This window comes from Bacteroides sp. 1_1_30, assembly GCF_020982715.1.
GTDB classification, from domain to species: Bacteria; Bacteroidota; Bacteroidia; order Bacteroidales; family Bacteroidaceae; genus Bacteroides; species Bacteroides xylanisolvens.
On record NZ_JAJKHN010000011.1, the window covers coordinates 25,420 to 37,575 of the forward strand.

At 47.5% G+C, this 12,156-nt stretch carries 13 protein-coding genes; all 13 read right to left on the bottom strand.

The window, feature by feature from the left end; translation table 11 throughout:
* Positions 1-13: 13 nt before the first annotated feature.
* Positions 14-550 (bottom strand): methylglyoxal synthase, encoded by a 537-nt coding sequence (locus LPH68_RS04360; protein ID WP_008775197.1) that lies wholly within the window; start codon positions 548-550, stop codon positions 14-16.
* A gap of 54 nt (positions 551-604) precedes the next feature.
* On the bottom strand, positions 605-1,423 hold the full coding sequence (locus tag LPH68_RS04365; protein WP_008643581.1) for an arginase family protein: 819 nt from the start codon (positions 1,421-1,423) through the stop codon (positions 605-607).
* A 6-nt stretch (positions 1,424-1,429) separates the two neighbouring features.
* Positions 1,430-3,988 carry an alpha-glucan family phosphorylase gene (glgP, locus tag LPH68_RS04370; protein ID WP_004313433.1) on the bottom strand — a complete coding sequence of 853 codons (2,559 nt, stop codon included), beginning with the start codon at positions 3,986-3,988 and terminating at the stop codon, positions 1,430-1,432.
* Between the two features lie 6 nt (positions 3,989-3,994).
* Positions 3,995-5,770, bottom strand: coding sequence for a cation:proton antiporter (locus LPH68_RS04375; protein WP_004308112.1), 1,776 nt, complete (start codon positions 5,768-5,770; stop codon positions 3,995-3,997).
* A 12-nt stretch (positions 5,771-5,782) separates the two neighbouring features.
* Positions 5,783-6,769, bottom strand: coding sequence for a 6-phosphofructokinase (pfkA, locus tag LPH68_RS04380; RefSeq protein ID WP_004308113.1), 987 nt, complete (start codon positions 6,767-6,769; stop codon positions 5,783-5,785).
* A 22-nt stretch (positions 6,770-6,791) separates the two neighbouring features.
* Positions 6,792-7,289 (bottom strand): RNA polymerase sigma factor, encoded by a 498-nt coding sequence (locus LPH68_RS04385; RefSeq protein ID WP_004308114.1) that lies wholly within the window; start codon positions 7,287-7,289, stop codon positions 6,792-6,794.
* A gap of 100 nt (positions 7,290-7,389) precedes the next feature.
* Positions 7,390-7,818, bottom strand: a complete 429-nt coding sequence (locus LPH68_RS04390) for an Hsp20/alpha crystallin family protein (RefSeq protein WP_004308115.1) — start codon at positions 7,816-7,818, stop codon at positions 7,390-7,392.
* 76 nt (positions 7,819-7,894) lie between these two features.
* Positions 7,895-8,644, bottom strand: a complete 750-nt coding sequence (gpmA, locus tag LPH68_RS04395; protein WP_004308116.1) for a 2,3-diphosphoglycerate-dependent phosphoglycerate mutase — start codon at positions 8,642-8,644, stop codon at positions 7,895-7,897.
* A gap of 12 nt (positions 8,645-8,656) precedes the next feature.
* On the bottom strand, positions 8,657-9,709 hold the full coding sequence (locus LPH68_RS04400; protein ID WP_004308117.1) for a class I fructose-bisphosphate aldolase: 1,053 nt from the start codon (positions 9,707-9,709) through the stop codon (positions 8,657-8,659).
* A 23-nt stretch (positions 9,710-9,732) separates the two neighbouring features.
* On the bottom strand, positions 9,733-10,215 hold the full coding sequence (locus LPH68_RS04405) for a ferritin (RefSeq protein ID WP_004308118.1): 483 nt from the start codon (positions 10,213-10,215) through the stop codon (positions 9,733-9,735).
* Between the two features lie 46 nt (positions 10,216-10,261).
* Positions 10,262-10,909, bottom strand: coding sequence for a MarC family protein (locus tag LPH68_RS04410; RefSeq protein WP_004308119.1), 648 nt, complete (start codon positions 10,907-10,909; stop codon positions 10,262-10,264).
* An 80-nt stretch (positions 10,910-10,989) separates the two neighbouring features.
* Complete coding sequence (locus LPH68_RS04415) at positions 10,990-11,445, bottom strand: ferritin-like domain-containing protein (RefSeq protein WP_005680129.1); 456 nt, start codon at positions 11,443-11,445, stop codon at positions 10,990-10,992.
* A 181-nt stretch (positions 11,446-11,626) separates the two neighbouring features.
* The gene (locus LPH68_RS04420; RefSeq protein ID WP_008771119.1) at positions 11,627-11,806 is read right to left on the bottom strand and encodes a hypothetical protein; all 180 of its coding nucleotides are present in this window, start codon (positions 11,804-11,806) and stop codon (positions 11,627-11,629) included.
* Positions 11,807-12,156 lie beyond the last annotated feature (350 nt).

The following is a 12,156-nucleotide window of genomic DNA, read 5'->3' on the forward strand; positions in this document are numbered from 1 at the left end:
GGACATTACATTCTCATTCGATCATATTGTTTTCATTTCGGCTCATCCGTTTCTTCACCCGTTCTACTGCTTCCGATACAATTTCTTTGTTTTCAAAGCGTTGTGTATAATTGGTATAGTCTGGATGAATCCGTTTGTAGGTCGGGTCAAGAAACAAAGGACTGGAAATAATATGGTCCGCTGTCGAACGGTTACAACAGAAAACTATATTTTCAACTCCCGCCAGCCGGGTCAGTGCCTTTACATCCGTGTCATGTGGCTGCAATGTCATCGGATCCGTGAAAAAGAACAAATAATCAATCTCTCCTTCCACAATACGTGAGCCCATTTGCTGGTCACCACCTAAAGGACCGGATTTCAGAATCGTGATATCCCATTCTGTTTCAGGATGTTTCTCTTCGAGCGCTTTTTTAATGAGTGTACCGGTGGTTCCCGTACAATAGAACTTATGCCCTATCAGACGTTCCGAGTTCCAAAGAACCCATTCTATCATGTCCTTTTTCATTGCATCGTGTGCAACCAGACCGATTTTACGAACAATTGTTTTCATCATAATAATAAAATATGGTTTATGTGATAATATAATTAACAATATCCAACAGCTTTATAAAAAACAGGAGAATGACTGTATGAGTTTGAGCAGCTCCTTGTTCGCCCGGCTGTCCACGGTGGCTTCCCGCCTCTCCTCAAACAAAGTAAGCGTTGCGGAGCATTCCCCGCAGATATCAATGCCGACTACACGTTCCTTTCGAAGGACAATTGCCAGTAATTCCTCCAGTTCCTGCAGGCTGAAAGACCCTTGATCCCAGTCTGTTACTGCGGATGCCGGGTTCAGGACATCCTTGTCTATGGACAAGTAAACCGGTCCTTCAATATACGCAGAGGAGAAATTGTGCCAGCCCTTCTCGTGAGCTAACGTCGCTTCGCTATAAAAACTGACTCGTTGTCCGTATTCTTCCGGTACGGTGCGTATCAGTTTGTCCGATGCACCGACTATCACCACTTTCTTGCAAAGCATATTCCAGTCTAACATGTCTTTTACCCAGCTCCCACAAGAAAGCATGCCCTTGAACAAGGGAGGCTGCATGTCGGGGTGATGGTCGAATACAATCAGAGAGAACGGAACTCGAAGTTTGTCTGTCCATAATTTGGTCAGGTAATGATAATTGCCCGAATCAATGAAATGGATACCTTCCGCTGGATAACCGGCAATCACCCGCTTCAATTTTCGTATCCCCTCCTTGTCACAGTAACCTCTCGTTCCAGAAAGGTGACGGCAGTCTAGCCAAATGAACTGATTGTTCCGTGCAAATACCTCATGGGCATACACACCGGTGAAGTTCATGATGACAACCGGCCAGACGGTTTCTCGGTCCGCCTTCTTCTTACACCGTCCATTTGTCAGTAACTCTTGCTTATTCATGTCCGTTCAGAACCATCGTACATAACAAAAATCTTGCCGGTGAGGTAACAGGGGATGGTTGGGATACATTCTGAATGCCTGTTTGAAGCTTCCAGCGCTGAACATTCTGGTTATTGCCTTGAAAGTGTATAGGTTTCCGTCTTTGGATGTCAAAGAAAAAGGAATGACCTCATGGATGCGATCCTCATTCTCCTCATGCCGTATAATGACCGATTCCAATCCGATCGCGTTGTCCAGCCCTTTCTCGTCAATGACGACCGTCATCTCGTATTCCTTACCAGCCTCCACCGTGGCGTCCAATCCTTTTCCCGCATTCACGGAAACGATTTCCACGGCATTCCATCTGCTGTCGACAGCTGCCTTCCAGCCGGCAAGCGTTTTCGCCTTTGCATAATTGTCCGCCGCCAAAACATGAAAGTGTTCCGACAACTTGTTGTAAAATCCGTCATAGTAGTCATCCAGCTGTCTTTTCATCGTGAAGCGGGGAGCTATTTGCGCAACCGAGTTCTTGATGTACTTGACCCAGGTTTCCGGATAGTCTTTTTCTTTCCGTTCATAATATAACGGCAGGATATTATGTTCCAGCAGGAAATAAATTGTTTCCGCATCCAGTTGGTTCTGGTACTGTTCATCCTGATAGGTGGCCTTGTCGGTGATGGCCCATCCCGCCTCCTTGCGGTAGCCTTCGTACCACCAACCGTCCAGCACGGAGAAGTTGAGTACGCCGTTCATCAGAGCCTTCTCACCGGAAGTTCCGGAAGCCTCCGCAAGACGGGTGGGAGTATTCATCCAGATGTCAACCCCAGAAATAAGATGCCGTGCCAGGTCCATGTCATAATTCTCAAGGAAGATGATTTTACCCAAGAATTCAGGACGGCGGGATATCTCCACAATCTGCTTGATGAGCCCTTGCCCGGCAGTGTCGTTTGGATGGGCTTTTCCTGCAAAGACAAACTGTATGGGATGTTCCTGATTGTTCACAATCCGCGCCAGACGATCCAAATCGGTAAACAAAAGATGAGCTCTTTTGTAAGTTGCAAAGCGCCTTCCGAAGCCGACAAGAAGAGCATTCGGATTAAACTTCTCGAAAATGGAGACACCCAATGCCGGGTCAACCTGGCTTTTGAGCCAGTCCCGGCCGCATTTCCACTTGATGTAGGATATCAGTTTGGTTTTCAACCTTTTCCGCATGTTCCATATCTCTTCATCGGGTATATTATAAACGCCTTTCCATATTTCCTGATTGGACTGGTCGTTCATGAAATTCTCATCGAAATTGTCCTTAAACAGCTTTTTCCACTCCGCCGTACACCAAGTGGGAAAGTGTACGCCATTCGTCACATAGCCCACATGGTTCTCTTCCGGGAAATAGCCTTTCCAGAGAGGCGCGAACATCTGCTGTGAAACGGACTTGTGCAGCTTGCTGACACCGTTTACCGCCTGGCTGGTTTTGCAGGCGAATACCGACATGCAGAAACGTTCTCCCTTGTTGCCCGGAGTTTGCCGTCCGAGGTTCATCAACTCGTCCCACGTAATGCCCAGCTTATCAGGATATCCTTTCATATATTTATTGAAAAGCCCCTCATCGAAATAGTCATGGCCGGCAGGCACAGGTGTATGCACAGTGTAAAGCGAGGAAGCCCTAACCAGTTCCATGGCTTGTCCGAAGTCCAGGCCTTCGGATATATAGTCGCATAACCGCTGGATATTGATCAGTGCGGCATGCCCCTCGTTGCAGTGATATACATCTTTCTCGATGCCCAATACTTTTAATGTCATCATTCCTCCGATGCCGAGCAGTATTTCCTGCTTGAGCCGGTTTTCCCAGTCACCGCCATACAGGTGATGGGTAATCGGACGGTCGAACTCGCTGTTCAGTTCATTGTCCGTATCCAGCAGGTAGAGGGAAACACGTCCCACATTGGCCTTCCATACATTGGCATGGACCGTGAAACTGTCGGCATAGGGAACATGGATTACCAGTTGTCGCCCGTCAGGCTGCATCACTTTCTCTATCGGAAGCTGCCCGAAATTCTGTGGGTCATAATGAACCTGTTGCTGCCCGTCCATCGCCAGAGCCTGGTCAAAATAGCCATAACGATATAAAAGCCCTACAGCGCAGAGGTCTACGTTACTGTCCGAAGCTTCCTTCAGATAGTCACCTGCCAATATGCCCAGACCGCCGGAATAGATTTTAAGAACCCTGTCCAGACCATATTCCATGCTGAAATAGGCAACTGACGGACGGCTGTGGTCCGGCTCCACATCAAGATACGCCTTAAAAGTGGAATATACGTTTTCCATCTTACGCATGAAGTTTCCGTCATGTGTCAGTGCCTCCAGCTCTTCATAATCCATCCGTTCCAGAAACAGTACCGGATTCTGTTCCGCCTCTTCCCATAGTTCCGGGTTCAAACCACTATATAAACTCTTCGCATCCTCGTTCCAGGTCCACCAAAGATTATGTGCCATCTCCGCAAATCTCCGCAATTCTGCCGGAAGGTGTGAACCGACTGTAATCTCCCTCCATTGTGGGACGTTTACATGATAACTTGAATATTCCATAACATTTTACTTATTTGATAGTTCATGATTTTTTTCTGTGGAGGTTTCTCCTGTTTCCGGTTCTTCCTGTGGAAATGTCCCGGCTGTACCCTGGAAATTCTCGAGGAACTGTTTTTCCATACTTAGCGATCGTTTCCGTATCCGCTTGGAAAAATAGATAACGACAATGATCAGGAAAGATAATATCAGTCCTGACCCCAAAGCGACATTGAAAAGACGGATGATGATACCCATTACGATAATGATACAGATCAACACCTTGATCACTATCATTGATACCAGCAGCCCCCTGTTGAACCTGTTGTCCGCCCAAAGTTTGCGGAATTCGACGGAATTGTTTTTCTTCATGATGATGGCGCACAAAAACGGGGATATGATAAGGAGGACAAGAACGAAGCTCAGCAGGCTTCCTTTCATCCCCGGAATACGTCCCATTACCAGAGGATACGCATAGGAGAAGAACAGCGCTATGAAAAACAGGCATACCACCAGATAAAGGGTGACGGATACCAACATGGACCTGATGAGCTTGTGCCAGGAGCCTTGATGTCTTGTGGTCATTGTTCCAGAAGAATAATGCGTCAGGTAATCTTTCAGGAATTGTGGCAAGTGCCTGTCTGCAAAACAGTAGACGGGATCCGACAGTCTTATCATATAAGGAGTAAGGAAAGTGGTGATGACCGATACTGCCACTATGACCGGATAAAGGTATTTGTCCATTACATTCAGACTGATTCCTAACGAAGCGATGATGAACGCAAACTCACCCACTTGTGCCAGGGAAAAGCCGGCTTGTATCGCAATCTTTAGCGGTTGTCCGGAAAGCAACACGCCGAAACTCCCGAACAGGACCTGCCCGCATAGGACCAGTGCCGTCAGGATAAAAACAGGAACGGCATATTCCCATATCATGGCAGGGTCGATCATCATTCCCACTGATACGAAGAAAACGGAGGCGAACAGGTCCTTTACCGGTTGCACGATATGTGCGATTTCTTCCGCTTTATCTGTTTCTGCCAGCAGGGATCCCATGACGAACGCACCCAGCGCGGCGGAGAATCCCGCCTTTGTCGCTATCATCACCATTCCCAGGCATAGTCCCAGGGAGGTTGTCAACAGTATTTCATTGCTAATAAAGCGGTTCAATCTTTTCAGAAGGGTAGGAATCAGATAGATTCCCAATGCTGACCAGAAAATAAGAAAGGCCGCAAGTTTCAATATGCTCTCCAGCATTTCGAAGCCTTCAAAATGCTTGCCTACAGCCAATGTGGAGAGGACCACCATCATGATTACCGCCACCACGTCCTCAATGATTAGTATCCCCAGGACAATACCGGTAAATTTCTGATCGAGAAGCCCCATGTCACTGAATGCTTTGAATACGATGGCGGTGGAGGACATGGACAGCATTCCGCCCAGAAAGATACAGCTCGTGTGTGAGAAGCCCATCGCATTGCCTGCCGTATATCCCAGGAACATCATGCCGCAGACGATGATAACAGTGGAGAATATGGCCGAGGCTCCCACACTTATCAGCTTTCTGAACGAGAAATCCAGTCCTATGGCGAACAGGAGGAAAATAACACCGATATCCGCCCATATCTTGATATTGGCCTGGTCGGAAACAGTCGGGAATAGGGAAATGGAAGGACCTGCCATAATACCGGCCACAATATATCCCACTATGACCGGCTGTCCCAGCCATTTGAAAATGACGGTTATGATACCGGCTATAATCAAGATAGTGGCAAGGTCTGATATTAAAGGGGCAACTTCCGACATAGGAGTAACATTTTATATGGACAACTCGTTAAGGACACGGATCAGGTTTTTGTCAATGGGCTTGTCGTTCTTGATAGCCTGGTCAAAAGGAACATAGACAATCTCATTGTTATGTATGCCTACCATGATATTGTGCTGGTCCTCCATCAGGGCCTGTATGGCGGCCTCACCCAGCCGGCTGGCCAATATGCGGTCGTTGGCACTTGGCGCTCCTCCCCGTTGTAGATGTCCCAGGATAGAGACCCTGACATCATATCCGGGGTATTCCCTTTTTACCCGGTCGGCATAGTGCATGGCTCCGCCATTCTTATTGCCCGGGCTTTCCGTCACGATGACGATGCTGCTGTTCTTGGTCTTCCGGAATCCGCGTCCGATAAAAGTCTCCAGCTGATCCGCATCCGTCCGGTCTTCCGGAATAATGGCGGCCTCGGCTCCCGAGGCTATTGCGCTGTTCTGGGCGAGGAAACCGGCGTCGCGTCCCATCACCTCGACAAAGAAAATTCGGTCGTGCGAGGTGGCTGTATCCCGGATTTTGTCCACACACTCCACAATGGTGTTCAGGGCCGTATCATATCCGATTGTAAAATCGGTACCGTACAGGTCATTGTCGATGGTACCGGGCAGTCCTATGCACGTGACAGGGTATTCCTCGGCAAATATGCGGGCTCCAGTCAGTGAGCCGTCGCCCCCGATGACTACCAGCGCCCCGATTTTTTCTTTCCTCATGGTATCGTATGCCTCTCTGCGTCCTTCCGGGGTGGTGAACGCTTCGGAACGTGCCGTTTTCAGGATGGTTCCCCCACGCTGGATGATGCTGCTCACATCCTCGGTCGTAAGTTCCCTGGACTCGCCCGCTATCAGGCCTTCGTACCCTCTGTAAATTCCTTTGACTTTGAAGCCGTTGAAAATGGCGGTACGGGTCACGGCACGGATTGCCGCATTCATTCCGGAAGCGTCCCCTCCGGAAGTAAGGATTCCTATATATTCATCTTTTTTCATCTATCTCAGTTCTTGTTTTGTTTCATTCTGCCAATATAGCTTTCAGTTTTTTCCGGCAGTGAAAAATACGGCTCTTTATGGTTCCCAAACTCACACCGGTTCTTTCCGCTATCTCACGGTATTTGAACCCTGACAGGTACATCTCAAAAGGTATGAAATGCGACTCCGGTATACTTTTGATGGCATTACGTATCTTTTCCAGGTCATAGTTCCTGTCCACCTCCTCTGTACGGGACTCGTCCATGATCCGCGAATAATATGCAGGATCGGAGGATATGTACAGACGGGTATGACCGACCTCCGCCCGGTAACCGTTGATAAACGTGTTACGCATGATGATAAACAGCCACCCTTTGAAATTTGTGTTCTTGTTGTAACTTTCTTTGTGAAGCATTGCCTTGAGCAGGGTATCCTGCAGCAGATCTTCCGCCTTCTCCCTGTCCGCTGTCAGTTTGTACGCGAAACGGAACAGTTCGTCCTGTACGCTAAGCAGCTCTTTTTCAAAATTGAATTCCTTCATCGGTTGTGCCGGTTCCCTGTTCCGGAAGTGCCTGTTAAAGGCCGGACGGCTCTCCGGACAGGAAAAGCCTGTCCGGCCTTACACCATTCCAGATATGGAATTATTTAACCTCGATAGCCTTGGAAGTTTTTTGTTTTTCTTCCTCCTTCACTTTCGGGATTTCAATGGACAGGATCCCGTGTTCGACTTTTGCGGAAATCTTATCCTTCTCCACGTTTTCAGGTAGCAGGATGGTCTGCTGGAACTTGGAATAAGAGAATTCGCGGCGGAGATACTTCTTGTCTTTCTTCTCCTCCTTCTTCTCTTCTTTCTTTTCCATGCAGATTGTCAGGTTGTTGTTTTCGTCAACATTCACCTTGAAATCATCCTTCGTCATTCCGGGAGCCGCCATTTCAACCTTGTAGTCCTTGTCATTCTCAATGACATTGATGGCAGGAGCCGTAACTCCCGTTTTTGCCAGCCACTCATTCTCGAAGAAATCGTTAAAAATACTCGGCAACCAGTTTGAATTTGTTTTTACAGGTACCATTTTTACCTCCTTTTTTAAATTGTTAATAAATAAAATATTCAAAAAGACAATACAAATCAGTCTGATTGACTGACTCTTATCGTCTGATCATACCTTGTTCGGCTACAGCCTCCGTCCGTCTCCGTATCTCCTCCTGGTCTCCGAGGAAATAGTCCCTGACAAGCACCGGCCGTTCATCAAATTCGAATACATAAGGTACTGCCGTGGGCAGGTTCAAGAGGGATATGTCCGTATCGGAAATATTCTTGAGATGCTTGACTATCCCGCGCAGACTGTTTCCATGGGCAACGACAAGCAGGTTGTCCCTATGCATCAATGTGGGTAGGATGACACATTCCCAATAGGGCATGACACGCATGACGGCATCCTTCAGGGATTCAGTCCGTGGCAGTTCCATTTCGGGAACACCGGCGTAACGGGTGTCGTTCCCCGGATAGCGGGGATCGTCTTCCTTCACCGGCTCGGGCGACACGCCGTAACTTCTCCGCCAGATATGGACTTGTTCCTCGCCATATTTGTCTGCTGTCTCCCTTTTGTTAAGTCCCTGAAGTATGCCGTAGTGTTTCTCGTTCAACCTCCAGCTTTTCTCCACCGGGATCCAGTCTTCATTGAGACGGTCCAGAACACAATTCAACGTTTTCACAGCCCGTTTCAGATAGGATGTGTAAGCCGCCTCAAAAGAGAATCCCGCTTCTTTCAGCATATCACCGGCTTTACAGGCTTCTGCGATCCCCTTATCACTCAGGTCTACATCGGTCCAACCGGTAAAGCGGTTTTCCTTGTTCCATAGGCTCTCGCCATGTCTCAACAATACGATCCTTTTCATGCCATATAGTTTTTATGCAACGGTTATCGAAGGATCCAGATAGACATCCTGAATGGTGTTCAGAAGCGAGACCCCGTCTTTCATCGTCTTCTGGAAGGCTTTTCTCCCACAGATAAGTCCCATACCTCCGGCACGTTTGTTCACCACTGCGGTTACGACGGCATCATGCAGGTCAGATGTCCCATGGGACTCGCCCCCCGAATTGATCAGGCCAACCCTTCCCATATACCCGTTGGCCACCTGGTAGCGGCAGAGGTCTATCGGATGGTCGGAGACCAGTTCCGTATACATACGCCCGTCGGTCTTACCGAATCCGATGGCTTTAAAACCTCCATTGTTGGACGGCAGCTTCTGCTTCACGATATCAGCCTTGATGGTGACCCCGATATGGTTGGCCTGCCCTGTCAGATCTGCTGCCGCATGATAGTCAATCCCGTCTTTCTTAAAACTGCTGTTTCTCAGATAACACCACAATACCGTGGCCATCCCCAACTCATGGGCATATTCAAACGCCTGTGAGACCTCCACAATCTGGCGGCGGCTTTGTTCCGAACCGAAATAGATAGTTGCCCCCACGGCAACGGCACCCATGTTCCATGCCTCCTTCACTGTACCGAACATGACCTGGTCATAACTGTTCGGATAAGTCAGCAGCTCGTTATGGTTCAACTTCACGATGAAAGGAATCTTATGGGCGTACTTACGTGCCACAGCTCCCAGAACTCCGAATGTGGATGCCACGGCGTTGCATCCTCCCTCGATAGCGAGTTTCACAATGTTCCCGGGATCGAAGTAAAGAGGATTGGGTGCAAAGGATGCTCCGGCAGAATGTTCTATCCCCTGATCCACCGGCAGGATGGAGACATACCCGGTATTGGCCAGACGCCCGTGCCCGTACAGGGCTTGCAGGCTCTCCAAGGTGCGTATATTCCTGTCGGAATCCACCCATGCCTTGTCTATCATATTCGGCTCGGGGATATGGATGAGTTTCTTGTCTATTGTCTTGCATACATGGTCCAGGTAGTATCCTGCCTGCGTTCCCAACAAATCAATAATCGTGCTCATGTCAGTCGTTTTTTTATTCCAAATCAGGACTGGCGTTCCCCCAGTTTTGCATCCATGAAAAGGATGCCGCTCTCTCCGGCTTTCTTCATCAGGTTTACGATGTTCAGGAAATTCGCCTCTTCCTCCACCTGCTCCCTGACAAATCCCCAAAGAAAATCACGGGTGGCATTGTCTTTCTCCTCGGAAGCCAGATGTACCAGTTCGTCAATCAATCTGGAAACATGTCTCTCGTGTTCCAAGGCATGTTCAAAGACTTCGGTGGGACTGCCCCAACCCTGTGGAACCACATCGACCTTGTCCACTTTTGCCTCCGCCTCACGTTTGGCCATATATTCGGCGATGGCACATGCGTGTCCTGTCTCTTCCGCCGATTGCTTGCGCATCCAGCGGGCCATGCCGGAAAAACCTTCCTTTTCCAGATAGAAGGACATTGAAAGATACAGGTTGGCGGACCATAATTCCGCAGTAATCTGCCCGTTCAGGGCCTTTTGTAAATTCTCGGTCATAATGAATCTAATTTTTAATGTTGGTACTATTTTTTATTTTTCATATTCAGGGGCAAGCGTGTGCTTGTCTCAAAATATCTGTCAGGACAGGTTGCATCCCGTTTATGAAACATTCCACGGCGATGACCATCAGAATAAGCCCCATCAGTCTCATCATCACATTATTTCCGGTTTCTCCAAGAATTTTCAAAAGCCGCGTTGACACGCAAAGGATAATGAAAGAGAGGAGACAGACTAGGGCGATCACGCAAACCAGTGCAATTTTGAAAATATGCTCAGGGGCATCTTCCATCAGTGTTATGCCGCTTGAAATTACACCCGGACCGCACAGCATCGGAACGGCAAGAGGCGTGACGGTGATGTTCCTGGAATATTCTTTTTTCTCGTTCTCGTTCAGTTTCACATGGGTGAAGTGTGCCTGCAGCATGTCATATCCGATTTTAAAGATGATGATACCTCCCGCAATCCGGAAACCATTGGTCGAGATCCCGAAAAAATGGAACAGGAACCTGCCGCACAAGGTGAAAAGTACCAGTATGACGAACGTGAGGGCGCAGGATTTTAAGGCGATGCTCCGGCGTTCTCCGGCACTCATGCCCTCGGTCATCTGCAGGAAAACCGGCATCACTCCGAGGGGGTCCATCAATGTGAACAACGAAGTGAAACACAACATTGAGTATGCGAATATATCCATAGGATGATACTTGTTTTATTTTTAGACCATTATTTTCTCTGTGAACAATAAACTCCGGTCAGGTTACACGATTTGACACATCATATGAAGCAGGGCAGCCTGCGTTCATATTCCATGGCCAGGATACGCAACAATTCCATAAACGCCGTACTTACATATATCCGTTTTGTGTACAGCCCCTTGATGAAAGAATGGATGGATGAATCCGTATTCTGGCATAGTACGTGAAGTTCGGATATCTGACGGGATATATATTGTTCATGTTCAAGCAGGGTGTTCAAGGCAGCCAGCGGTGTCGGCCATTGCCGGATGTCGCGCCTGATTTCATGGATGGTTACAGCACCTCCTTCATGATAGATGCGATTCATCATCTGATAGACCTTGCCCATATTGTCCTGTGCCTGTGCACTTAGCCATGAGGCCAATATCGGAAGTTGCTGCCCCTCAAAATAGACCTGCAATGACAGGTACAGGTTAGTTGACCAGATTTCTGTATTGATCAATGTGTTCATCGCATATTCAATTCGTTTATCCATGGCTGTTCTGATATTTGAAATTAGACAAAATAAATCGTAATTCATATCCTGCAATAATCATGAATTTATGTGATAGCATCTGTAAATCGGACTCTTATGGAGTTGTAAAATGAATTTTAATGCTTGCGAGACAAATAGTCATAAAAATGTATAATTATCATGCCTTTTTGTCACAAGATCCCTACAACATTCTCAACAAGATATCCAGTTCTTTCTCTATCATGTTGATCTTGTCGTATATGTAATCCAGCGTATTATGATAGTGCAGGCAGGCCCTGCATTCCTGCAATTCCCTTGACAGGGAGAGTATTTGTTGCCAAAGTTCCTCTTCTGTATGTCCAGGGGGATTATTGAATGCCATAAATGGATTCAGAGAAACTGTTTGGCATGTAATTTGTGTAATAATAGCCGCAAGTCCCGAAAAGGGGCAGGAATGGAAACAAAAAGGCAGAGAATTCCACTAAAGACAGTAACAGACAGAGGAATGAAAACGGAAGGCAGGACCTGTCCGGTTTTGAAACAAATTGCTTTCATAATGCGATTATATGACAACTCTGTTCCCTGAAGTTGTGTTTATATAAAGTTAAGCGTGGGAACTTTGGTATTACCGTTCAGAAGTATCCCCATACTCAACAACATATAATACACAAAGCCCCACGCCTATATATGCTAACAAGATATAATAGTGCATAGGGACACCTGATGTATTAT